The organism is Furfurilactobacillus cerevisiae, from assembly GCF_048961765.1.
In the GTDB taxonomy this organism is placed as follows: domain Bacteria; phylum Bacillota; class Bacilli; order Lactobacillales; family Lactobacillaceae; genus Furfurilactobacillus; species Furfurilactobacillus milii_A.
This window is the reverse complement of sequence record NZ_CP185253.1, coordinates 1,754,410-1,778,749: the sequence shown is the minus strand read 5'-3', so window position 1 is coordinate 1,778,749 and position 24,340 is coordinate 1,754,410. Positions and strand designations below refer to the sequence as shown.

Sequence of the window (24,340 nt, the reverse complement as noted above, 5' to 3'; positions counted from 1 at the left end):
TTTGCAATCTACCAATGCAACAAAATTTGGGATTCCCGTTTTTGTTATTTCTGACGATAGTTCCAAGATTGACGGTTCCACGATGGAAAAGATTTATCACATCTTAGATCTCAAGAATCAATATGACCATCAGTTGTATAACCGTGAAATTGAGGCAGCGGCCTCAAAATATGAAGACGGCGTTTTGCCACCATTCTTCAAGGAATTAAAGGCTTACGTTGAACGCGGAAACATCCAATTTGATTGTCCTGGACATCAAGGGGGGCAATATTTCCGTAAGCATCCAGCAGGTCGTCAGTTCTATGATTTCTTTGGCGAAAATGTCTTTCGTTCAGATATCTGTAACGCCGATGTTGACCTAGGTGACTTGTTAATTCATGAAGGCCCAGCGATGGACGCCGAAAAACATGCGGCACAAGTATTCAATGCTGACAAGACGTATTTCGTTATGAACGGGACGACGACATCAAATAATATTGCCATTACCGCCGCCGTTGCGCCGGATGATTTAGTCTTATTTGATCGTAATAACCATAAATCTGTCTACAATGCAGCATTGGTTAAAGACGGTGGCCGTCCGGTTTACTTAGAAACCTCACGAGACCCATACGGTTTTATCGGTGGTATTTATTCCCGCGATTTTGACGAGGATTATATCCGTAAACAGGCTGCAAAAGTGGATCCAGAAAAGGCTAAGCAAAAACGGCCATTCCGTTTAGCTGTTATTCAGTTAGGTACTTATGACGGCACTATTTATAATGCCAAACAAGTTGTCGAACGCATTGGCCACTTATGTGACTACATTCTTTTTGACTCTGCATGGGTCGGTTACGAGCAATTTATTCCAATGATGCGTGATTCTTCACCATTGTTACTTGATCTGGGACCTGATGATCCTGGTATCTTGGTTACCCAATCAACACACAAACAACAGGCTGGTTTTTCACAAGCATCACAAATTCATAAAAAAGACGCTCACATTAAGGGGCAAAAACGGTACATCGATCATAAACGATTCAACAACGCTTATATGCAATATGCTTCAACATCCCCATTCTACCCATTGTTTGCAACCTTGGATGTCAACGCCAAGATGCAAGAAGGCGAAGCCGGTAAAAAACTGTGGCACGATGCTTTAGTAACATCAGTAAATGCACGTAAAAATTTGATGAAGAATGCCACAATGATTCGTCCGTTTGTGCCACCAGTCGTAAATGGAAAAAACTGGGAAGATGCCGACACTGAGGAAATTGTCAGCAACATTGATTACTGGCGTTTTGAAAAGGGTGCAAAATGGCACGCTTTTGATGGCTACGAGGATGATCAATACTTTGTTGATCCAAACAAATTTATGTTAACAACGCCTGGTATTAATGTTCAGACGGGTGAATATGAAGACTTTGGTATTCCGGCAACAATCTTAGCTAACTACTTGCGTGAACACGGGATTATTCCTGAAAAGAACGATTTGAATTCTATTTTGTTCTTGATGACGCCAGCAGAGACACCAGCCAAGATGAATAATTTAGTATCACAAATCGTTAAGTTTGAATCACTTGTTAAAGCTGATGCGCCACTGGAAGATGTGCTTCCAAACCTGTATGCACAACACAAAGATCGTTACGCGGGTTACACGATTCTTCAACTCTGCCAAGAGTTACATGACTTCTATAAGGGAAACAATGCTAAGGAATATCAAAAAGAGATGTTCTTGGCCGATTACTTCCCTGAACAAGCAATGACGCCATACGAAGCTAACGTTGAGTTATTGCATAACAACGCCAAGCTTGTACCACTGAAAGATATTGAAGGAGAAGTCGCCTTAGAAGGTGCACTTCCATACCCACCTGGTATTTTCTGTGTTGTTCCAGGTGAAAAATGGAGCAAGGTTGCCCAGACCTACTTCTTAATCTTGGAGGAAGGGATTAACCGTTTCCCAGGGTTTGCGCCTGAAATTCAAGGTGTCTATTTCGAGAATGAAAATGGACAGACTACCGCATACGGGTATGTCTACGATCCTAAGTCAGAAAACAAGGGTGAGTAGTTCCATTCAACGTGGTGGACGTCATGTCTACCGCGCTTTTTTATAAATTTCAGAAAAACGGATAGAGGTAAAATCATGGCCCAGGAAAAGAAAAAGATGAGTGTGGTTCAGCTCACAATTATTACGGCCATTAACATGATGGGTTCAGGAATTATCATGCTGCCAACCAATTTAGCACAGGTTGGTACGATGTCGATATTGTCTTGGATCGTTACTGCTGGTGGTGCAATGTGTTTGGCCTATGCATTCTCAAGAGCAGGGATGTATACCAGAAATTCAGGTGGTATGGGTGGTTATGCTCAGTATTCCTACGGCAAGGCAGGCTCGTTCATGGCCAACTATACGTACGGTGTTTCACTTGTGATTGCCAATGCGGCGATTGCAATTTCTGCCGTTGGTTACTTTGATGTTTTATTCCATTTGCACATGTCACCAGTTGGCGTTGCCTTGGCCACAATTTTTACACTTTGGTTGGCTACAGTCATGAACTTTGGTGGCGCAAGAATTACCGGACAAATCAGCACCTTCACTGTTTGGGGCGTTATCATTCCGGTTGTCGTTATTTCACTAGCCGGCTGGTTCTTCTTTAGTGGTCACTTGTATGCAGCATCTTGGAATCCGCACAATATGGGCTTTTTCAAGGGGATTAGCAATTCGATTTCGATTACACTATGGGCGTTTTTAGGCCTAGAATCAGCTTCCGCAAATATGGATTCTGTTGAAAATCCTAAGAAAAATGTTCCCATTGCTGTTTTAGGCGGAACTATTGGGGCGGCCGTAATGTATATCGTTTCGACAAACGTTATGCAGGGGATTGTTCCTAACGCTAAGTTAGCCGCATCAAACGCACCGTTTGGGGTAGCTTTCAGTCAGATGTTTACACCGATGGTTGGGAACATTGTTATGGGACTGATGATTATTTCGTGTTTCGGGTCATTGCTGGGTTGGCAATTTACTATCGCCGAAGTCTTCCGTAGTTCCGCACATGAAGGATATTTCCCGAAAATATTTGGGAAAACAATTGCCAATGGTACACCTATTATTGGTATGATTATTATTACTGTTTTGCAGTCTTTGTTGGCACTTATGACGATCAGCCCGTCCCTGTCAAAGCAGTTCACAATTCTAGTAAATTTGGCGGTGGTGACAAATGTTATTCCATACTTGCTATCAATGGGTGCGCTTAAAACAATGCAACTCGATGCCAAGGTATCGGCATCTGCACGACGCACGACAAATATCATTGCTACGATTGCATCGCTCTACAGTCTCTATGCATTGTACGCAGTCGGCTTTGAAGAACTTGCGTATGGTGCACTTGTGACATTTGCAGGTTGGACCTTGTACGGATTTGTGTCACATAAATTTGATTTGTCCAAGACTACGAATTAATGACGCATCCTCGATTGAATAAAGTAATGCGAAAAAAGCAATTCGCGCTTTGGTTCTTCGGCAAAAAACTAAGTTGAGGCTGAATGAGGGTGAGTAAATGGATGAAAGCATACCGTTGGCTTTAACTGTAAACGGGCTATATTCAATGGGCAATCGGTAGATTGCAAATTTAATCCGAATTTTTGGACAAATTGGTCAGCATAACCTGATACGGTGTTTTCCAGTCAAGTATTTTAAGCGGTCTCTGGTTAATTTGGAGTAACGTCGTCGTTAAATCTTGAGCACTAATGTGCTCAAAACGAGTCCCCTTAGGATAAAAATAACGTAAATTCCGATTAAAGCGTTCATTACTACCACGTTCAGCTGGCGTATAAGCATGACAGTAATAGGTCTTAATACCATATTGTGATTCAAATGATACTAGCCCACTAAACTCAGTACCACGGTCCACAGTAAAACCGTGCACCGGTCCATTAAAAGTTGTTAGGAACTTAGTCAGTGCTTCATTAACACTCGCTGTCGTTCGGTCCTTTAACCGATATGCCCAAAGGAACCGTGATTTGCGATCGATTAAAGTTAATAAAACTGCCTTACTATGCCCACGAGGGCCAACGACGGTATCTAGTTCAAAATCACCGATGCGATTACGTTGATTAATCATCATGGGACGCTGTTCAATCGATCGCCCCAAAGATTGATTATATTTGGATCGTTGGTCAACGTTACGCCGTTGGCGTACGCCATGTTCAGGTAGATCATTCAAGGAGAAACCAATTCTCCCCTGATTTAGCCAATTATAAATAGATTTAGTCGCTAGTTTAAATTCGTGAGCAATCATTCCTGGTGACCAGCTTAGATGTAAATGGTTGAGAATTGTTTGCTTTAACTCATCGCTCAGCTTAGTTTTCCGACCACATCGTGATCGCTTGTATTCGGCATCTGTTTGTGCTAATTCAGCCTGATAAGGTTGACATCGAGATAATTCATAAGAAATTGTTGACGGTGATCGGTTCAGCCGAACGCCCATTTGGATATTGGACAGCCCTAGTTCACAAAAGGTTTCGATTTTAATTCGTTCGGAATAGGTTATACTAGACAAAAGATCAGCTCCTAAAAGATGGGTTTGTTGTAAACACCATTTTAAAGGAAGCTGATCTTTTTTGTCCGAACAGCGTTCGGATTAATTTTACAATCTACTTTTTGATCAAATATTATTATTAATCTTGTGTTTTATAATAGTAGAAATACACCAGAAAGCGGGTTAGCAAAACATTGAAATTTAGTTGGCGTTCAACCGCAACTTATGTCAGCGTCAAACAATTTTTGTTTGCACAAGGAATCAGCCATAATTTATGGACTCGTCAGCGGCATCTTGGAGGCAAGGTAGCGTTGAATCAACAAATCACTCAGCCGGATCATGCAGTTGCAATTGGTGATGTTGTCACGTTGTCGTTGCCCAACGAGCCTAGTGATGGGAACGTTGCTGTCGATGAGGAACCAATCGATGTTTTGATGGCCGATGAAAATTGGCTGGTAGTTAATAAAAATGCAGGTGTTAACGCTGTTCCTGGACCGAGCGATCAGCAAACAACGATGGTCAATCGCATTAAAGGGTGGCTCGTGGCCAATAATGCTGATAATTTAGTGCCACATTTAATCACTCGTCTAGATCGTGATACTAGCGGCATCATGTTGGTGGCACGTAATGGTATTGTTCAGGGAATGATTGCCCCTCAAGTAGATCAGCACACAATGCGAAAAACGTACCTCGCATTGGTGGAAGGTAGATTTGAGAATGACCACGGTGTTATTGACAGTCCACTTGGACGAGTGGATGGACAGGTTGCTAGGGCAATAACTTCAAACGGACAATCTGCAATTACTGAATATAAAGTGCTAGAACAGTTTGAAAATATCGCATTAGTTGAATTAAATTTAAAAACAGGACGGACTCACCAGATTAGAGTGCACATGCAGAGTATCGGTCATCCGCTACTCGGTGATCGTTTATATGGTGGATCGCTTAGGTTAATGCAACGACAGGCATTGCATGCATGGCAATTATCATTTACAGATCCTGTTACGCAACAGCGACAGACCTACACTGCGCCATTACCTGAGGATATGCAGGCGGTGGTAAATCGTTTACGTGATTCGAAACCGGTGGAATAAGCATTTTTAAGTGCTTTCTGGTATAATGATTTAGATAATTTTGTGCTAAAAAATAGTCAGCAGCAAGGAGCTTTAAATGATCGCCAACTTCAAACCAACTTGGATGATTTCAGCAATATATAATGTTTCGCCTGAACAATTAAAGTCAGCGGGCATTCGTGTTATTTTGACAGATTTAGATAATACGTTGATTGCTTGGAATAATCCGGATGGAACGCCGCAGTTACGACGGTGGATCCAAACGATGCACGCAAATAATATTCGCATTGTAGTCGTTTCAAATAACAGTGCTGCTCGCATCTCACGAGCAGTCACGCCCTTAGGACTTGAATTCGTTTCACGTTCACTAAAACCATTAACGCGCGGTATTCGTCAGGCGCAACGGCGTCTCTCATTGAGTAATAGTGAAGTTGTGATGGTTGGTGATCAGCTGATGACAGACATGTGGGCGGCAAATAACGCGCATGTACGGAGTATTTTAGTGAAGCCGTTGATTGAAACGGACAAGTGGGATACACGAATTAACCGCTTCTTTGAGCGATTTGTGATGCAACGGTTATGCCGTGTTTATCCGACGATGACATGGCAGGAGGATTTACGATGAGTGAAGCAGTAACGAATGAAACGTCAGAGCCACTGTACTGCATTGGCTGTGGAGCCAAGATTCAAACAACAGATTCCACTGCCGTTGGCTATACACCTCAATCGGCCTTAAAAAAAGGTCTTGAAAACGGTGAATTGTATTGCCAGCGTTGTTTTCGTTTGCGTCATTATAACGAAATCGTGCCAGTGTCATTAACAGATGACGATTTTCGACGGTTACTGGCTCAGATTCGAGATGCCAACGCTCTAATCGTCTATGTCGTTGATATTTTTGACTTTAATGGCAGTATGATTCCTGGATTACATCGTTTTGTTGGTGATAATCCAATTCTACTAGTTGGTAATAAAGAAGATGTTTTGCCGCGTTCACTCAAACGAAGTAAACTGACTGATTGGGTACGTCAACAAGCTAATGCCAATGGATTGCGACCACTGGCGACCACACTGTTGAGCGCAAAGAATGGCCGCGATGTAGATGATCTGTTGACATTGATTGATAAATATCGCGGTGATCGTGACGTTTATGTTGTGGGTGTTACCAACGTTGGTAAGTCCACGTTGATTAATCAGATTTTAAAACAAAACTCTGGTGTCGCTGATCTGATCACAACTTCACGCTTTCCTGGGACGACGTTAGACAAGATTGAAATTCCACTTGGGGAAGATCATGTTTTAGTTGACACACCAGGAATTATTCATCCTGAACAGATGGCGCATTTTCTGAGTGCAGGGGCTTTAAAGTATGTCGCCCCGCAAAAGGAAATTAAGCCACGTGTTTATCAGCTACAAGGTGAACAAACGTTGTTCATGGGTGCAGTGGCAAGGTTTGATTTATTGTCTGCAACAACAGACAGTCGAACAACTGGTGTTAGTGCCTATTTTGAGAATAATCTGATGATTCATCGAACGAAATTGGCACACGCGGATGATTTTTATCGTGATCACGCTGGTGAGATACTCACACCACCTTCCCAGGAAGAGTTGGCAGATCTACCTGAATTGGCGAGACACGAATTTCGTACAACGGAAAAAAGTGATCTCGTTATTGAGGGCTTGGGCTGGGTAACAGTTCCTGCCAACGTAACGATCGCTGGTTGGGCGCCAAAGGGCGTCAACGTCTTGCTAAGACGCGCAATGATTTAAAACGGGAGAGACATTATATGGATTTAAAGGGTAAACAAAAACATTTTTTACGTTCTGAAGCACATTCACTACGTCCACTGTTTTCAGTGGGAAAGAACGGTTTGACAGCAACGTGGTTAGACCAATTAACCGGTGCCTTGGAGAAACGTGAACTTATTAAGGTGAACTTATTACAAAGTGCAGATGCAACCGTCGCAGAGGCAAAGACCTTTATTGAAAAAAATCCGCGGATTACTGTGGTCCAAACAATCGGTCATACGCTGGTGTTGTTTATGCCCGCAACGGATCCAGATAATCAACGGCTATCGAAAAAGGTTGCAACATTGGTTTAGTGTTAGGGTAAACACGTGAAATAAGTAGGGATAGACAATGATTACATCGACGTTAACGACTAAACAAACGGGCACTCAAGTGATGACAGAAATGGTCACAGAAATGCCTAAACAACGGGTAGGCATTTTGGGTGGAACTTTTAATCCGCCACACTTGGGTCATCTTATTATTGCGGATCAAGTGGGTAAGCAATTGGGATTAAATAAGGTTCTTTTTATGCCCAACGCTCAGCCTCCGCATATTGATCCTAAACTTGCAATTGATCCTTTGCTACGTGCAAGAATGGTTCGCCGTGCTATTTTCGGAAACCCGTTGTTTGACTTAGAGATGAGTGAAATTCAACGTGGCGGCAAAAGCTACACGTATGACACGATGGTGGATTTGAAGACGCGTCATCCTAAAACTGAGTATTACTTTATTATTGGTGGGGATGAAGTGGCTTATCTGCCGAAATGGCATCGTATCGACGAGTTGGCAAAAATAGTAACGTTTGTTGGTGTTGGTCGAGCTGGCTATAAGAAACAAACGCCATATCCAGTTATTTGGGTCGATGTGCCGACAATTGACATCAGTAGTTCAATGATTCGTGATCGTGTCAAACGCGGGCAATCGATTCACTACTTAGTTCCAGAGGCAGTTGAAGCATACATTAAGGAGCATCAGTTGTATCATGAGTAAGACAATGCGTTATCAGCAGCATCTTTATAACGGCACACGTGATGAATTGGTTGAAGCCGTTCATCAACAGTTGCGTGACAAACGGTTCAATCATTGTTTGCGCGTAGAACAGACTGCGATTCAGTTAGCTGAAGAAAATGGTGTTGATTTGGAAAAGGCTAGTATTGCTGGTTTGATCCATGATTATGCTAAAGAGCGTAGCGATGAAGCGTTCATCGGCATGATTAAAAAACATCAAATGGATCCGGATCTGCTGAATTGGGGCAATGCCATTTGGCATGGTATTGTGGGCGCAGAATTTATTCGTGATGAGCTCGGCATTGATGATGAAGACATTTTAAACGCTGTCCGTTATCACACCACGGGCGCTGTGGAAATGTCACCGTTGGCTCAAGTTGTTTATATGGCGGATTACATTGAACCCGAGCGTAATTTTGATGGTGTCGATGAGGCTAGACAGATAACCCACAAAGATCTGCGTGCTGGGGTTGCTTTTCAGACGAAGCACACAATGCTGTATTTAGCTGAAAAGAATGCGCCGATTTATCCGGCAACCTTATTAACGTTTAATCGTTGGGTCGCTCAGAAGCAAATGAAATATAACTATTAATCAATTAAGTGAAATGAGGAACTATTTTGGATAGTAAACAAATGTTGGAAGTGGCTGTTAAGGCCGGAGATGCTAAACGTGCTGAGGATATTGTGGCGTTAGATGTTGAGCAGGTTAGCTTAGTGGCCGATTATTTTGCCATTATGAATGGTGGTTCTAAGCGTCAAGTTCAGGCGATTACTCAGGCTATTTTGGATGCTGAAGGTGAGGCCGGTGTGACGGTTCGCCGGGTTGAAGGTAAAGCAGAAGGCACTTGGGTTCTGCTAGATTTTGGTGACATTGTTGTTCACATTTTCCAAGAAGAACAGCGTCATTACTATGATTTAGAAAAATTATGGTCAGATGCGCCGATGGTTAACCTAACAGATTGGTTGGGCGAAACAGCATGATTTACGGACAGTTTGCCGATTTTTATGATGAACTGTTTGACCCAGCTATGTATGACTCATGGCTGGGTTTTGTGCGCTCTCGAGGAGTCGCGAAGACTGACAGCGTGCTGGACTTAGCGTGCGGTACTGGTCGGTTAGCGATTAAGATGATTCAGTCTGGATACCAAGTGACCGGTCTGGATCTAGCGCCAGAGATGTTGAGCATTGCTGCAAGCAAGGCGCAGACAGTCGGTGTTGAGTTGCCGTTGATTCAGGGGGATATGACTGCATTAGGCGATCTTAAAATGTATAATACAATTACTTGTTTTGACGATTCTCTTTGCTATTTGCCCAATGAAGAGGAGATGGCGGAGGCGTTTCGCGAGGCCGCTGCACATTTGACTGCCAATGGTCATTATCTTTTTGACGTCATTACACCGCATCAAACAGATGACGTCTATCCTGGATATATGTACAATTTTCACGATGATCATCGTGCGTTCATGTGGACCAGTTATGAAGGCGATGCTGAACACCAGGTTGAGCACGATTTGAATTTTTTCATTTGGAATGACTCAATTAAGGGTTATGACCACCACGCTGAACTGCATGTGGAAAGAACGTATCCATTGGCAACATATCAACGATTATTGACACAGGCAGGCTTTAATCAGGTTCAGGTGTTTGCCGACTTTGGGAAAGCAGAGCCAGAGGCAGATACAACACGTTGGTTCTTTGACTGTCGACGGGAAGGATGACATTATGCAGGCAGTAGGTGTTGTGGCGGAGTATAATCCATTTCATAATGGTCATCGATATCATTTGCAGCAAGCACGAGCGGTTACAGGTGCTGACGTCGTTATCGCTGTCATGAGCGGCAATTTTGTTCAGCGTGGTGAAGCAGCCATATTCAATAAGTGGCAGCGAGCGTCAGAGGCACTTCATAATGGGGCTGATCTCGTAGTAGAGTTGCCATTTCACTGGGCTGTTCAGCCGGCCCACTTGTTCGCACAAGGGGCCTTGTCATTGCTATCTGCTATGCAAGTACCAACGCTGGTTTTTGGCGCCGAACATTACCAAACGGACTTTGCAGCGTTGGCTCATGCGACAGTCAATGATTCGCAGGCGTTTAAGACATTTAATGAAACCTATGCCACGTTATTTAACGCGCAATTAGAGTCACAAACCGGATTTCGTTTGGACCAACCCAACGATATTCTTGGCTATGGTTACGCAGTTGCGAACGCAAAGTTGTCGTCACCGTTGAAGTTGATGCCGGTGGCAAGGGTTGGCAGTGAGTACCATGATGACCAAATGAATCCACGGGGCTATTCGAGTGCAACTGCCATCAGACAGACCGTTCTCGGTCATCAGCGTGGTGTTAATGTGGCAGCGAATGTGCCAGCTGAGACGTTTGCTGATATTCGCCATTTGACGCCATTGAAGGGGTGGTCACCCAAGATGTGGGCGTTGTTACGGCATACTTTATTGATGATGCCAACGACGTCTTTGCACCAAATTTATCAGATGTCTGAAGGATTAGATTATCGTTTGAAGGAAGCTGCAGAAACGCAGTCGCACTGGGATGATTTCTTAACCGCTATTAAGACAAAACGATATACGTACTCACGATTACAACGTGTCTGTTTGTATGCTTTAGTTCACGCGCTTGATAACGAAATGACACCTGGTCAAACAGACTACTTGCGGTTACTTGGCTTTACATCAGCTGGTCAACATTATTTAAACGCACATAAAAAAACGTTTGGACTACCCGTCGTAACTAGGTTTGACCAGAACTTAAAAAAAACGACGCTAAATTTAGACTATCGTGCCGGTATGCTATACGAAATGTTAACGGGGCAGTCGCAGGACTTTCGTCATGACCCGATCCGAATAGGTACCAAATAGAATCATTTGGCTGTCAAGGATTTTACGTTGACATTGTATTAATGCGCCGGTATAATGAAATTCGTTGCATTAGGAGGTTTATCGATGAAATGGTCGCTCAAAGAGCTTGAAAAGTATCGTAATGAGCCACTGCGGATCGACGAAACTTTAGATGTGAAAGTGAAGATGCTTGATCGGTTTGCCGATCGGGTTATCGACATCGATCCCGTTAAAGTGGTTGGAACCGTTATGGTTGATCGTGACGATGTGCTACTAGATGTTAAGGTTAGCGGTAAAGCTATAGTGCCTTCGAGTCGTTCGTTGGCACCGGTGGATTTTCCGTTTGACTTTGACATGAACGAGATTTACATCACGGAAGAGAGTCACTTTGATCGCTATGAGGAAAACGAAACGGTTTTACTCTTGGAGACTCAAACTGTTGACTTAGATGAGGGTGTGATTGACAATATCATTGCCCAAATTCCTATGCAAATTCTAACTGAGTCAGAACGTAATGGTCAGGACATGCCAACTGGAAATGGTTGGGAAGTTATTTCTGAGGACGATTACACAGCTGAACAGGAAGAAAATCAACCCATTGATCCACGTCTCGCTAAGTTAAAGGGATTGTTCCCTGATCAGGACCAAGACCGGTAGGATGGCTTAGCAGATTTTAAAAACACATGTGTGGATAAAATCATTCAAGGAGGTGCTCGTTCACATGGCTGTACCAGCACGGAAAACATCTAAAGAAAAGAAGTTGAAGCGTCGGGGTCACATCAAATTAGCAACGCCTAATTTGGCTCCATGCCCAAACTGTGGTGAATTACGGATGTCACATCGTGTCTGCCCTAGTTGCGGATACTACGATGGCAAGCAAGTCGTTAAGACTGCTAACAACGCTTAATTCATTATTGAAAACATCTGAGAGGCCTAGGCTCTCAGGTGTTTTTTTCTCGCTTTTTTGCCAGTTAGTTTAAGAGACTCACTTTATATTGAAGCTACTGGGAAAGGCTGACAATACACCACCGGCTAGTTTGCCGTTTTACTGGTCTCAAATATTAGTGGTGATGTGGATTTGATTCTTACCTTTGGGGCGAAAATACTGTGAGAATTACGGTATAATCATTGCTTGTAATCTTTATGAACGGAGTGTGATCCATGCGAACGGGACTATTAGCAGTATTAATCATCGTGGGCGTGTGTTTTGCGGTATATGTTGGTGTCGACCTCTACCGTCACTGGGATGCGGTGCGTCGCTCGCCCGCACCGACAATTGGGGTAGCGTTGAGTGGAATGCTGATTTTCTTTTTATCCACGTTAGGGGTGTCCGACTTTGCGGTCAGCACAGCCATTTATACGCCAACTAAATGGGTGTCCGTGAAACGACTGCCAGGAACACTTAATGTTCAAGGCGTCGTACCATTTGTTCTGATGGCTGTCGGGTTCATTGGTGTCGTTAAAGTGGACCCTGTGACCTTATTGGCATTAGTAGTTGCGCAAGTAGTGGGGGCGGTGTTGAGTCCTCGCTTTGTTGTGAAATTGCCTGAAAGGACGATCAAACGATGGATTGCATGTGGTTTAATTATTGCAGGGCTATTCATTTTAGCTGGCCGGTTACATTTAATTGCTGGCAATGGGACAGCCTTGCGACTCAGCGGACTGTCACTGATTGTCGGTTGTGGGTTGCAGATACTCTATGGGGCACTGAATAATATTGGTATCGGATCTTATGCGTTAACGACAGCTACTATTTACGCGTTAGGATTGAACCCCTTGGTCGCTTTTCCAATTATGATGAGTGGATCAGCACTATCAGTTGCAGCTGGCAGTAGTCTGTTTGTGTACTATGGGGACTATGATCGCAAGGTAGCCAGTATTGCATCATTGTCTGGTATTGTTGGCGTCCTCGTCGGGTTGATGGTATTTTCACACTTCAATGTGGCGATTGTTTCTTGGCTTGTAATTGGCGTGCTTTTTTACACGTCATTTAACCTATTTTATTCGCTGTCTCGGACAAGACACTGAGGCTTCAAACGGACAGCCGGTGATGCTAGCAGAAATGGCGGTTAAATGATAAAATGAGAGCGTTGTTAAAAATTGAACCGTTCAGACTTAGAGAACGATAATAAAATGCGGAGTGTTAATTAAATGGAAAACACGGAACAAACAAATGCGAAGAAGTATAGCATTCTCATTATTGAAGATGAGAAGAACCTAGCTCGCTTTGTTGACCTTGAATTGAAACATGAAGGGTACACAACCCAAGTGGAATACAACGGTCGGACAGGTCTGGAAGCTGCACTTGAAACCGACTTTGATGTTATTTTACTTGACTTGATGCTACCGGAATTAAATGGTTTAGAGGTTTGCCGACGAGTTCGGGAAGTAAAGAGCACACCAATTGTGATGATGACAGCACGTGATTCAGTGATTGATCGAGTTTCTGGTCTTGATCACGGAGCTGACGACTACATCGTTAAGCCATTTGCTATTGAAGAACTATTGGCTCGTGTACGGGCACTGCTACGGCGGATCGATATTGAAGGCGAACAGAAAAACTTCAAACAAACGGTTGTTGAATATAAAGATCTGCGAATCGAAAAGGAAAACCGGATCGTTCGTCGCGGTGATGAAATCATTAATTTGACCAAGCGTGAATACGAGCTGTTACTGACACTGATGGAAAACGTCAATGTTGTGTTAGCGCGTGATGTACTGTTACAAAAGGTATGGGGTTACGAATCAGAGGTTGAAACTAATGTCGTGGATGTTTACATTCGTTATCTGCGTAATAAAATCGATCGCCCAGGTGAGGAAAGTTACATTCAGACAGTTCGCGGAACGGGATACGTAATTCGTTCATGATGACTGATAAACAAACGACCAAAAAAAGACGACGCATGTCGTTAAAATGGAAGTGGGCACTCGGTACCGGTACGGGTGTCTTTGTCATTTTTACGATTGTATTAGGATTATTATTTTCTAGCTTTACCTCAGTCCTTTTGCGTCAAGAACGCCGACGGACGACAGATGCGATTAATGTCGTGACCCAACGGTTAAATGACAATGTTAAAGATCTAACGAGTGATGATGTTGAACCGGTTCTTCGTCCCCGTGAAAACCCTTATTTACCGCATAATCCAAGTAAACCGGATCAACAGCATAATTTATATAACGATGCGATCATTCGAACGTTGGCCAATGATAATTTAGCCGTTAGCGTTTATGACCGTAGTGGCTCTGAAATTTTCGCATCACGAGTTGATCCACAGCCGTTTGAGTCCGTTGGCAAACGCCAATTGAAGTTAAGTCATTTGAACGGTCACGTTGTGTATGTTGGCCGCGCGCCGATTTATCAGCACGGCACCAAGCGAGTTGTTGGTTATGTTCAAGTTACTAATCAGCTCAATGGTTATTGGCGAACGTATCAACGAACTGGGTCTATCTTGATTGTGTTGTTACTGATTGGGTTACTGGCAATATCGGTATTTGGTTACATTTTAGCTAGTTATTTCTTGCGGCCAATTTCTGACATTAGTGCGACAATCACTAAGGCAAGTGAAGACCCCCAGTCTAGTACGCGGGTGCCGGAGTCTCGCCGCAATGACGAGTTGTCTGATTTGTCGGAATTATTGAATCGGATGCTGGATCAAATGCAACGGTATATTGATCAGCAGCAACAGTTTGTGGGCGATGTGTCTCACGAATTGCGGACGCCGGTAGCCATCATTCAGGGCCATATGGAGCTGCTAAATCGCTGGGGTAAGGATGATCCCGAAGTGTTAAACGAATCCATCCAGGCTTCTTTAGCTGAGACCAAACGGATGAAGAGTCTCGTACAAGAAATGTTGGATCTGTCCCGGGCTGAACAAGTTGAAATTGATTTTCGTAATCAGGTTACGGATATCAAAATGGTGGTTAACCAGGTCTTTAACAATTTCAAGATGATTCATCCGGACTTCACGTTTTCTTTGGATGATGATTTACGTAAGCCAACTTACGTTTCGATGTTTCGTGATCATTTGGAGCAGGTGCTCATTATTTTGATGGACAACGCAGTTAAGTATTCGCAAACTCGCAAAGAGGTTCACGTATCTTTGTCAGAAGATGGGCGAAACGCTCAGGTGTCCGTGCAGGACTTTGGAGAAGGGATTGCACCTGAGAACATGGATCGGGTCTTTAATCGTTTCTATCGTGTCGACAAGGCGCGTTCACGGGAAAAAGGCGGCAATGGACTCGGATTATCCATTGCTAAACGATTGGTCGAAGGGTATAACGGTCACGTTTCTGTTGAGTCCTCACTTGGTCATGGCTCGATCTTCCAAATTTCTTTGCATATCTTGAATGACCAAGAACGGCATCATTTGGAGGAATTACAAGCCACACAAGAACCAAGTAAGCCGCTTGATGAAACGCTTAAAGATAGCAATTTACTTGAATAATTCATTCTTTTACAATGAAAATTTTGAATTGAGTTAAAAATAGTATTTTCCCTCAATTGTCAAATCAAGTGCAACACTAAGAATCTATTCTTAGAAGTGGTCTAGTTGCTAAGCTAGTTCAGGCATTAGATCGGCTGGGCAGCGATAGTTCAATGACCGCCGTAGCCGGTTGTTTAAGGTATCTTGAGCCAGCTGAATGTCAATGAGTGAGGCCGAAGCCAAGGATCTGCCCTTCGGGAAGAACTCGCGCAAAAGGCCGTTAGTGTTCTCATTGGTTCCACGTTCCCATGGTGAATAAGGATGGGCAAAGTAGATGTCAGTTCCCTTGACTTGACTCAAGCTTGAGAACTCAGCACCATTATCAAAAGTAATGGTTTTAAAGTGCTCGGTTCCATAGTCATATAAGGTATTCTGGAGGGCTTTCAAGCAAGTGTCGGCATGATAATTGGGAAGTTTAACGATGATCTCTAAGCGACTAACACGTTCAGTCAAAGTCATTAATGCTGGCTCAGATTCAACCCGTTTGCCTTTGACCAAGTCACCTTCCCAGTGTCCAAGCTCTTGACGCGCTTGAACCATGGCGGGACGCTCTTCGATTGAATGGCCCAGATTTTTCTTATTGATTCGATGATGCTTTGCCCCGGGGCATTTAATCCGGCGACGTAGTTTAGCTGGTAGGTCTGAATTGCGGATAGCTAAACGCTGGTCATCAATATACCGGTACACCGTCGGTGTTGAGGGGCAGACAAGCCTTGGGTGATCAGTCTTGAATTGGTGGACAAAAGTATCCACACTATGCATCCTGGGACGCGCTTTTAAAGCTGTCACCAAAGCATTACAGAAGGTTTGACAATGATCAAAGAGTCCACGATAACAGCTATTTAGTCGGTGCTTACGATAAATTGCTTCACCAGTTTCTGCCAGATATGACTGTTCAAAGATATGAGTACTAGCGTTAATCTGTGTCGTTGTCCCACGTTTTAATTCACGTGAAATCGTGCTGGGATTACGATGAAGGGCCTGGGCAATCCGGCGGATAGACCAATCTAAGTCCCTTAGGGATTCAATTCGACCACGTTCAGCTAAATTGAGTTGGTGATACTGATTAGATATGATATTCTTAATTCGGGTCATGAAGATACCTCTTTCTTGTTTGTGGTGAATTAAGAATAGGTCTTCATGGCCTTTTTGACTAGTCTGAATAAAGAACTGGTCTATTAGAGCAGGTGTTGCACTTCAATTTTAAATCGAGGAAATAGTATTTTCCGTTTTTTGCCATAAGTTTTACTAACTAATCAGTATTTTCAACATTCAGTTAAATAGCACAAAAATAAGAGGTCGTCCTTCAAATTGAAGAACGGCCTCTTATTTTGTGCTATTAGTGAACCATCACAATCATTGCAACAGACGGTTAGTCATTATGATGCTGTTGTTTTCCAGCATTACGTTTGCGATTGTTACGATCCATGTTGTCATTAGTTGACTTTTCTTGTGGTTGACGTGATGTTATTGGCGCTGCACTGACTGGTGTTTCCGTTGCCTGAACAGGCTTAGGTTGCACATGAGTTGCATTTTCAGCTTGTTTCTTTTCGAGCTCTTTAGCCACTTGTTTCCGTATCCGTGGTCGGTACCAAGCGATGATGAGTGTTTGCAAGCAAGCGAACAGACCACCGACGAAGAAGTACAGACCTAAGGCTGCTGGAGTGGAGAAAGTAACAAACAGAATCATAATGGGACTCATGATCATCATGGAACGCATTTGTTTCTTTTGATCTTCCGGTAAACCAAGTAGTGATAGGTAGCCTTGTAGCAGATAAGCTAGGAATGACAGGATCGCCAAGATAATGTTTGGCTTCCCCAAATGAATACCATAGAATGTAGCATTTACTAATTCAGGGGCATATCGGATTGCCGCATACAGGGCTGCGAAAATAGGTAGCTGAATAATCAGTGGCAAACACCCGATGCCGCCAGTCATTGAAATACCGTTATCACGGTATAGTTGCATCATTTCTTGACTGATTGCATTACGTTCTTCAGGTGTTTTAGCAGCTTTCTGACGGGCTTGAATGTCATTCATTTGAGGCCGCACCATTGACATCTTTTCTTGTTGAACCGTTGCCTGTCTGGATTGACGAACCATTAACGGGAGCAAGATGAGTCGGACAATGACGGTCAGAAGAATGACGGCCCAACCATAACTGCCACCAAGTAGTTTAGCAGCCCATTCCATAAAGTGAACCATCGGCTCACCAAGGTAGTTCCAGATGTAACCAACGGGTTTTCCGTGACTAGTACGCACACAGCCACTTAAAAGTAGGGTGAGGGTGCCGAGGGCCGTGATGACCGCTAGGCGGTTTCTTTTTTTCATTATTATCTGTGAATCCTTTCAAGTTAAACTTCATTAACTTGCTAAGAATACTAGATAATCACCGTGATTTCAATGCTTAGTCAGTAAATGTCAAACTTTTTCAACGGCTGAATTGCTTGTTTTGTTTGTTCAAGTTGAGTCACGTGAGCCCAACTATTAGGTGATTTTTTGATTGCTTCAATAAAAGCGTTCACCATGCCAGTCGAACCCTGTGCGAGGATGGTAACGGTGCCATCTGCATTGTTGCGGGCAAAACCATAGATGTGGTGACGCACCGCCAATTGGTAAGTTGAGTAACGGAAACCAACTCCCTGAACACGACCATGTGCGGTAAGTAGGACAGCTGTTTGAGCCATTGTTCGACGCCTCCTTAAAGTTTAATCGCGCTTTAACGTCCATGCTAGCATGAATGGCTACCGACTATGCTATAATTTTGACCAGTGAGGTAAAAATTATGGAAAAAATTGTATCACTTCAAAATGGTCGGGTTAAGACCTGGAAGAAATTGGCAACTAAAAAGGGCCGCGAACAACAGCAAACGTATTTGCTGGATGGTTGGCATCTGGTTAAAGAAGCAATCGGTGCCGGCACGACATTGGTTTCAGTAATGGGCACGCATGAGGCATGGCGTGAATATCGTGATGAACTGCCAGCAAATTTAAACGCGTTTGAAATTAGTGACGAGGTCGCTAAGGCCATCGGTGACACGGTTACGCCGCAAGGTATTTTTGCCGAGGTCAAAATGCCGGCGACAAGCACGACGTTGCCAGAGGTTGTTCACCAACCATGGGTATTTTTGGATGCTGTCCAAGACCCAGGCAATATTGGAACCATTGTGCGGACAGCCGATGCAGCGGGGTTCGAGGGTGTTGTCTTTGGCCGTGGCACGGCAGATCAATTTTCTCCTAAAGTCGTTCGGGCAATGCAGGGTAGCCAATTTCATGTCAAACTGGTATCCGAAGATTTATTTGCTGCAACCCGCTATTTTAAACGGTCTGGTATAGAGGTCTATGGTACTCAGCTCAATCCAGAGGCAAAAAATTATCGCGAAGTAAAGCCAGAAGGTGCGTTTGGACTCATTATGGGCAACGAGGGTAATGGCATGACACCAGCATTAGGGGATGTTACGACGGCTAATTTGTACATTCCAATTCTTGGCCAGGCAGAGTCATTAAATGTTGCTATCGCTGCCGGTGTGCTCATGTTTCGGCTGAAAGAACAATAGTTTCAGACAAGACAGCGACTTTTCCGAAAGTGAAAAATATTAGTGCATAAGACTATGCAAAAGTAAGCAAACCTGCTACAATACCTTTCAGATTCAAATGGGCACTTCATACAACTTAAAAAGGAAGCATTGAATGAAACCAAATGAGTGGAAACAGGATTCTGAGTATGTTGCATTAGTGAGTGATTTATTGGCTCGTCCAGAAGTGCAACGTTTAGCGAACTTCACCCAACATCATCACAGCAACCGATTGGAACACAGCTTAGGTGTTTCGTTTGACAGTTATAAGATTGCTAAACGGCGGGGCTGGAATTACCAGGCCGTTGCACGTGCTGGATTACTTCACGACCTGTTTTATTACGATTGGCGGACAACCAAGTTTGATTTAGGCACGCATGCCTTTATTCATCCACGGGTGTCATTACGAAATGCCGAAAAGATAACGGAATTGTCGGACATGGAAAAAGACATCATTTTGAAGCATATGTTTGGTCTAACCATGGCGATGCCAAAATATAAGGAAAGCTTGTTGGTCTCGTTAGTTGACGACTATGAAGCCTCTCACGAATATTTTGGGCCCTTACGTTCAAAAGTCGCAGGTCTTGTTGCTCGTGTGAAAACGGCGGCGTCTTTTTAATGGAAAAAAACAGTTAGCATATTTTAAAGAGGAAGGGGGCGTACATGATGTCAGAGACAATGATAGCAATGACAGATTTCAAACTCTGTCCAAAGTTTGAACGCACCTTTTCAATCTTGGGTAAAAAGTGGAATGGGTTGATTATTGAATCACTGTTGGCTCAGGGCGCTTTGCGTTTTAAGGACATTGCCAGTTCAATTGACAAGTGTTCTGATCGGATGTTGGTCGAACGGTTAAAAGAGCTGGAAGAGGCAGGTATTGTATCTCGTACAACGCACGATGATTCTGCGTTGATCGAATATCGACTGACCGACAAGGGTCGCGATATGCAAGACATGATGGACACGATTCACGCGTGGTCAGACAAATGGAATGGTGAAGGTTGTTAGTCTCCCATTGACTACGTGGCACCATTAGCATAAAATTAATTTTTGTAAACTTACTCATAATTAAATGCGACGATAAAAAAGAGTAACTGTGTTGAGTTAGCCAGGAAGAACGACCATTGATTGAAAGTCGTTCATGAGAGGCACAGCGAATTCACTTTTTGAGCAGAAGTTGGGCGCTTATATCTGATAATGTAAGCAAAAAATTCTCCGGGACCTCCGTTAACGGTTTTAAGTGGTGCATTATTTGTGTTTGTAAATGATGTGCAACGAGGGTGGTACCGCGATTCGTCGTCCCTTTCCTGATTTTTTATCAGGAAAGGGATTTTTTTGTTTAACAAAGATTAAGCACACATTTGGGTAGATAGACTAACTTTTAGGAGGCAGCACATGGCATTAAGAGAACGACTGCAAGAATTGCATGATCGGGGATTGGCTGACATAAAAAAAGGTGACAGCTTAGACCGTATTAATGAAATTCGCGTTCAATTACTAGGTAAGAAAGGTCCAATTACACAAGCTTTACGTGGTTTGCGTGATGTTTCAGCAGAAGAACGTCCCAAGATTGGTAGCTTCGCCAATCAAATTCGTGATGAGTTGACGGCGGCTATTGAAGAGCGGAATCAAGAACTTAAAAAGGCAGCGATTAATGCTAAGCTGGCATCCGAAACGCTGGATGTTACATTGCCTGGCACGCCGGTTGCACAGGGCCAACCGCATGTGATTCAGCGAATTATTGATCAACTGGAAGACATGTTCCTAGGAATGGGCTACCAAGTTGTCGATGGACCAGAAGTTGAAGATGATCACCACAACTTTGAAATGATGAACTTGCCAAAAGATCATCCGGCCCGTGACATGCAGGACACTTTTTACATTACACCGGAAATTCTCATGAGAACGCATACCAGCCCTAATCAGGCACGTGCAATGGAAGCTCATGACTTTAGTAAGGGACCGCTGAAGATGATTAGTCCCGGCCGGGTTTATCGTCGCGATACTGACGATGCTACCCACAGCCATCAATTCCATCAAGTGGAAGGACTAGTAATTGACAAACATGTAACCATGGCCGATTTGAAGGGAACGCTGGAAATGGTTGCTGCTAATCTATTTGGTGACGAATTTGATGTTCGTTTGCGGCCAAGCTACTTCCCGTTCACGGAACCTTCTGTTGAGGCAGACATTACGTGTTTCAACTGTATGGGTAAAGGCTGTGCCGTCTGCAAGAACACCGGTTGGATCGAAGTGTTAGGAGCCGGTATGGTGCACCCTAATGTGCTGAAGATGGCCGGTGTTGATTCATCTGTTTATGGTGGATTTGCTTTCGGTCTAGGGCCTGATCGGTTTGCTATGTTGAAATACGGTGTCGATGACATTCGTAATTTCTATTTAAACGACACACGCTTCTTAACACAATTTTACAAACGGGGGTAAACTACAGCGATGAAAGTTTCAATGGATTGGTTAAATGAATACCTCACCCTGGACGTGGACCCACAGACGTTGGGTGAGAAGATTGAACGAACAGCGGTCGAAGTCGACCAAGTTTATAAAATGAGTGATGGTATGAGCAAGCTGGTGGTGGGTGAAACGCTTAGTGTTGAGCCGCATCCAGACTCAGATCATTTGCATATCTGCCAAGTTGACGTTGGTGAAGATGAACCATTACAAATTGTTTGTGGTGCACCAAATGTCGCCAAGGGACAAAAAGTAATCGTTGCTTTGCCAGGCGCCTGGATTGCTGGTCATCACAAAATTAAAAAGAGCAAGATGCGAGGCGTTGCTTCAAACGGCATGCTGTGTGCGCTTCAAGAAATTGGGTTCGACGAGAAGATTGCACCTAAGGCTTATGATGAGGGTATTTATATTTTGCCAGCAGACAGTGAGAATGGTTCATCTGTCTTCCCAATTTTGGGGATGGATGACGACATTGTTGAGACTGACCTAACGCCTAATCGTGGTGATATGAACTCAATGAACGGAACTGCTTGGGAAGTTGGCGCCATTTATGGCAAGACACCTAAAATGCCAACGTTCTCATTAAATGAAGATGGCTCACGCAAAGTCAGTGACCTATTACAATTCTCAGTAGATGAGACATTGGCACCAACATATAAAATGCGTGTTGTTAGTGGCGTCACTATTCAGGATAGTCCGCTGTGGCTACAAAAACGGTTGTGGGAAGCCGGCATGCGGCCAATCAATAACATCGTTGATGTGACCAACTACATCATGTTGACATATGGGCAACCATTGCACGCGTTTGACTATGACAAACTTTCTAGTCATCATATTCACGTTCGTTTGGCAGATGAAGGCGAACACTTAACGACTCTCGATGGTGAAGATCGCAAATTGCGTGATAGTGATATGGTTATTGCTGATGACAAACATGCAATTGCCCTTGCCGGCACGATGGGTGGTTTGGACACGGAGATTGACGATAATACGACGACGATTGCAATCGAAAGCGCCATTTTTGACCCAATTAAGATTCGTAAAACCGCGCGCTTCTTTAATCTCCATTCAGAAGCCTCAATGCGCTTCGAACGTGGTGTTAATAAGGACGATAATCAAAATGCCTTAGACCACGCTGCAGCCCTCATGGCTGAACTTGGACAGGGACAGACAGAACAAGGGACTGGTGTTGGCAGCGACACGCCTGTTGAGCCTGCCAAAGTTAGCGTCACGTTAACGCGGATTAATCATGTGTTGGGCACTCAATTGACAGCTGACCAGGTTCAGACCATTTTTGATCATCTTAACTTTCCGACTGACAACGACGGTGAGACATTCAATGTCACAGTGCCAGCTCGTCGCTGGGATATTCATATTGAGGCCGATCTATTTGAAGAAGTCGCTCGTTTATATGGTTATGATAATATTCCGTCTACGTTGCCATATGGCACGATGACACCTGGTGCATTAACGTTCAAACAACGAGTTATTCGTGACTCACGACGACTATTAGAGGGTGCTGGGTTAAATCAGGCGATTAGTTATGCTTTGACAACGACCGCTAAGGCTGAGCAGTTCATGATGCGTGATAGTGAACCTACTGAGTTGGCTTTCCCAATGAGTACGGACCATACAACCGCCCGGATGAATTTAATCAGTGGGTTGCTGGATGATATTGCCTATAATGTTGCCCGTAAACAGAAGAATGTCGCCCTTTATGAACAAGGTCGCGTATTCTATCGCGAAGGTGATGCAATTCGACCATTGGAAGTTGAACACATTGCTGGGGCAGTCACTGGTACACTGACAACCAAAACATGGCATGCAGAAGCCGATACGATTGATTTTTACGGTATCAAAGGAATTGTTGACTTATTCTTGCACGACATGGGTCTGTCAGAACCAGTTCACTATGAAGCGACTCAGGCTCATGCTCAAATGCATCCGGGTCGGACAGCTGACATTTATGTTGGTGACCAGGTTGTTGGTTTTGTCGGTCAAGTTCACCCTGAGGTAGCCAGCGATTATAAGATTCCTGACACTTACGTATTCGAGTTGAATCTGCAGGCGCTTATTGACGCACCACATGATCAACAGCAGTATGAACCGATTTCGAAGTTTCCGGATGTTACACGTGATATCGCCATTCTTGTGGATCAGTCCGTGACTAACGCGGATGTTGTTGCTTTAATTAACAAGCGTGGTGGTGCACATTTGGCAGATGTTCAGCTATTTGACGTCTACGAAGGCGTCCATTTACCAGCGGGCAAGAAGTCACTGGCATATACGTTGACCTACCGTGACCGTCAGGCAACATTAGTTGAGGCCGATGTGACTAAGGCGTTTGACAAAGTAACCGCTGCATTAGAAAAGGAATTTGATGCTGAAATTCGTTAATACGAATTCAGATTGATTTCGAATGGATTAGTTATTTGTTCCATAAATTAAGTGCCATGGTACTCTCAATTTGAGAAATCACCATGGCACTTTTTGTCGTCTTAAGGGAGGCATGACCGCAAAAAAGCAATTTGTGATTAGCAAATGTGTCAAAAAGATGTCATTGCTATGTGAAATGTGGTGTT

At 43.7% G+C, this 24,340-nt stretch carries 24 protein-coding genes and 1 pseudogene; 21 read left to right on the top strand and 4 right to left on the bottom strand.

The genetic code is table 11. The features are described 5' to 3' along the window. Positions 1 to 13 precede the first annotated feature (13 nt). Both speC and potE read left to right on the top strand, forming a co-directional pair. Positions 14 to 2,044: pseudogene (gene speC, locus ABUE36_RS08540) on the top strand (ornithine decarboxylase); the annotation flags it as partial. A 75-nt stretch (positions 2,045 to 2,119) separates the two neighbouring features. Then, entirely contained in the window at positions 2,120 to 3,436 is a 1,317-nt protein-coding gene (potE, locus tag ABUE36_RS08535; RefSeq protein ID WP_017262082.1) for a putrescine-ornithine antiporter, read from the top strand. A gap of 169 nt (positions 3,437 to 3,605) precedes the next feature. On the opposite strand, the gene ABUE36_RS08530 is transcribed toward potE, so the two are convergent. Continuing rightward, positions 3,606 to 4,535: an IS30 family transposase gene (locus ABUE36_RS08530; RefSeq protein ID WP_421016598.1), complete on the bottom strand. Its 930-nt coding sequence runs from the start codon at positions 4,533 to 4,535 to the stop codon at positions 3,606 to 3,608. Positions 4,536 to 4,708: 173 nt separating this feature from the next. On the opposite strand from ABUE36_RS08530, the gene ABUE36_RS08525 reads away from it, so the two are divergent. The 14 genes from ABUE36_RS08525 to ABUE36_RS08460 all read left to right on the top strand — a co-directional run bounded on the left by ABUE36_RS08525 (position 4,709) and on the right by ABUE36_RS08460 (position 15,678). Then, a complete protein-coding gene (locus tag ABUE36_RS08525; RefSeq protein WP_421016597.1) occupies positions 4,709 to 5,608 on the top strand; it encodes an RluA family pseudouridine synthase in 900 nt (299 codons plus the stop codon). A gap of 76 nt (positions 5,609 to 5,684) precedes the next feature. Beyond that, positions 5,685 to 6,212 (top strand): YqeG family HAD IIIA-type phosphatase, encoded by a 528-nt coding sequence (locus ABUE36_RS08520; RefSeq protein ID WP_421016596.1) that lies wholly within the window; start codon positions 5,685 to 5,687, stop codon positions 6,210 to 6,212. Continuing rightward, positions 6,209 to 7,354, top strand: a complete 1,146-nt coding sequence (yqeH, locus tag ABUE36_RS08515; protein ID WP_421016595.1) for a ribosome biogenesis GTPase YqeH — start codon at positions 6,209 to 6,211, stop codon at positions 7,352 to 7,354. Before ABUE36_RS08520 ends, yqeH begins: the two co-directional genes overlap by 4 nt. A gap of 17 nt (positions 7,355 to 7,371) precedes the next feature. Continuing rightward, a complete protein-coding gene (locus ABUE36_RS08510) occupies positions 7,372 to 7,686 on the top strand; it encodes a YhbY family RNA-binding protein (RefSeq protein ID WP_161003295.1) in 315 nt (104 codons plus the stop codon). Positions 7,687 to 7,723: 37 nt separating this feature from the next. Next, positions 7,724 to 8,365, top strand: a complete 642-nt coding sequence (locus ABUE36_RS08505) for a nicotinate-nucleotide adenylyltransferase (protein WP_161001387.1) — start codon at positions 7,724 to 7,726, stop codon at positions 8,363 to 8,365. Further along, the gene (gene yqeK / locus ABUE36_RS08500) at positions 8,358 to 8,975 is read left to right on the top strand and encodes a bis(5'-nucleosyl)-tetraphosphatase (symmetrical) YqeK (protein WP_421016594.1); all 618 of its coding nucleotides are present in this window, start codon (positions 8,358 to 8,360) and stop codon (positions 8,973 to 8,975) included. The genes ABUE36_RS08505 and yqeK overlap by 8 nt, the downstream gene beginning before the upstream one ends. 26 nt (positions 8,976 to 9,001) lie before the next feature. Continuing rightward, positions 9,002 to 9,364: a ribosome silencing factor gene (rsfS, locus tag ABUE36_RS08495; RefSeq protein WP_161003292.1), complete on the top strand. Its 363-nt coding sequence runs from the start codon at positions 9,002 to 9,004 to the stop codon at positions 9,362 to 9,364. After that, complete coding sequence (locus tag ABUE36_RS08490) at positions 9,361 to 10,101, top strand: class I SAM-dependent DNA methyltransferase (protein ID WP_421016593.1); 741 nt, start codon at positions 9,361 to 9,363, stop codon at positions 10,099 to 10,101. Before rsfS ends, ABUE36_RS08490 begins: the two co-directional genes overlap by 4 nt. Before the next feature lie 4 nt (positions 10,102 to 10,105). Next, a complete protein-coding gene (locus ABUE36_RS08485; RefSeq protein ID WP_421016592.1) occupies positions 10,106 to 11,254 on the top strand; it encodes a nucleotidyltransferase in 1,149 nt (382 codons plus the stop codon). Positions 11,255 to 11,338: 84 nt separating this feature from the next. After that, positions 11,339 to 11,890, top strand: a complete 552-nt coding sequence (locus ABUE36_RS08480; RefSeq protein WP_161001382.1) for a YceD family protein — start codon at positions 11,339 to 11,341, stop codon at positions 11,888 to 11,890. A 64-nt stretch (positions 11,891 to 11,954) separates the two neighbouring features. Further along, positions 11,955 to 12,140, top strand: coding sequence for a 50S ribosomal protein L32 (gene rpmF, locus ABUE36_RS08475; RefSeq protein WP_017261723.1), 186 nt, complete (start codon positions 11,955 to 11,957; stop codon positions 12,138 to 12,140). 287 nt (positions 12,141 to 12,427) lie between these two features. Further along, on the top strand, positions 12,428 to 13,261 hold the full coding sequence (locus ABUE36_RS08470) for a hypothetical protein (protein WP_421016591.1): 834 nt from the start codon (positions 12,428 to 12,430) through the stop codon (positions 13,259 to 13,261). Between the two features lie 123 nt (positions 13,262 to 13,384). Continuing rightward, a complete protein-coding gene (locus ABUE36_RS08465) occupies positions 13,385 to 14,101 on the top strand; it encodes a response regulator transcription factor (RefSeq protein WP_017261725.1) in 717 nt (238 codons plus the stop codon). Continuing rightward, positions 14,098 to 15,678 carry an ATP-binding protein gene (locus tag ABUE36_RS08460; protein WP_161001380.1) on the top strand — a complete coding sequence of 527 codons (1,581 nt, stop codon included), beginning with the start codon at positions 14,098 to 14,100 and terminating at the stop codon, positions 15,676 to 15,678. Before ABUE36_RS08465 ends, ABUE36_RS08460 begins: the two co-directional genes overlap by 4 nt. Positions 15,679 to 15,786: 108 nt before the next feature. Here the strand turns inward: ABUE36_RS08460 and ABUE36_RS08455 are convergent, their stop codons facing one another. From ABUE36_RS08455 to ABUE36_RS08445, 3 genes are all read right to left on the bottom strand, one after another. After that, a complete protein-coding gene (locus ABUE36_RS08455) occupies positions 15,787 to 16,812 on the bottom strand; it encodes an IS30 family transposase (protein WP_010619295.1) in 1,026 nt (341 codons plus the stop codon). A gap of 277 nt (positions 16,813 to 17,089) precedes the next feature. Then, positions 17,090 to 18,049 (bottom strand): membrane protein insertase YidC, encoded by a 960-nt coding sequence (gene yidC / locus ABUE36_RS08450; protein ID WP_421016590.1) that lies wholly within the window; start codon positions 18,047 to 18,049, stop codon positions 17,090 to 17,092. An 80-nt stretch (positions 18,050 to 18,129) separates the two neighbouring features. After that, positions 18,130 to 18,405, bottom strand: coding sequence for an acylphosphatase (locus tag ABUE36_RS08445; RefSeq protein ID WP_421016589.1), 276 nt, complete (start codon positions 18,403 to 18,405; stop codon positions 18,130 to 18,132). 98 nt (positions 18,406 to 18,503) lie between these two features. Between ABUE36_RS08445 and ABUE36_RS08440 the strand changes: the two genes are divergently transcribed. From ABUE36_RS08440 to pheT, 5 genes are all read left to right on the top strand, one after another. After that, on the top strand, positions 18,504 to 19,274 hold the full coding sequence (locus ABUE36_RS08440; RefSeq protein ID WP_421016588.1) for a TrmH family RNA methyltransferase: 771 nt from the start codon (positions 18,504 to 18,506) through the stop codon (positions 19,272 to 19,274). 133 nt (positions 19,275 to 19,407) lie between these two features. Then, positions 19,408 to 19,911, top strand: coding sequence for an HD domain-containing protein (locus tag ABUE36_RS08435; RefSeq protein ID WP_161001376.1), 504 nt, complete (start codon positions 19,408 to 19,410; stop codon positions 19,909 to 19,911). A gap of 47 nt (positions 19,912 to 19,958) precedes the next feature. Continuing rightward, a complete protein-coding gene (locus ABUE36_RS08430; RefSeq protein WP_421016587.1) occupies positions 19,959 to 20,300 on the top strand; it encodes a winged helix-turn-helix transcriptional regulator in 342 nt (113 codons plus the stop codon). 387 nt (positions 20,301 to 20,687) lie between these two features. Continuing rightward, the gene (pheS, locus tag ABUE36_RS08425; protein ID WP_017261732.1) at positions 20,688 to 21,734 is read left to right on the top strand and encodes a phenylalanine--tRNA ligase subunit alpha; all 1,047 of its coding nucleotides are present in this window, start codon (positions 20,688 to 20,690) and stop codon (positions 21,732 to 21,734) included. 9 nt (positions 21,735 to 21,743) lie between these two features. Continuing rightward, positions 21,744 to 24,155 carry a phenylalanine--tRNA ligase subunit beta gene (gene pheT / locus ABUE36_RS08420; RefSeq protein ID WP_421016586.1) on the top strand — a complete coding sequence of 804 codons (2,412 nt, stop codon included), beginning with the start codon at positions 21,744 to 21,746 and terminating at the stop codon, positions 24,153 to 24,155. Positions 24,156 to 24,340: the final 185 nt, after the last annotated feature.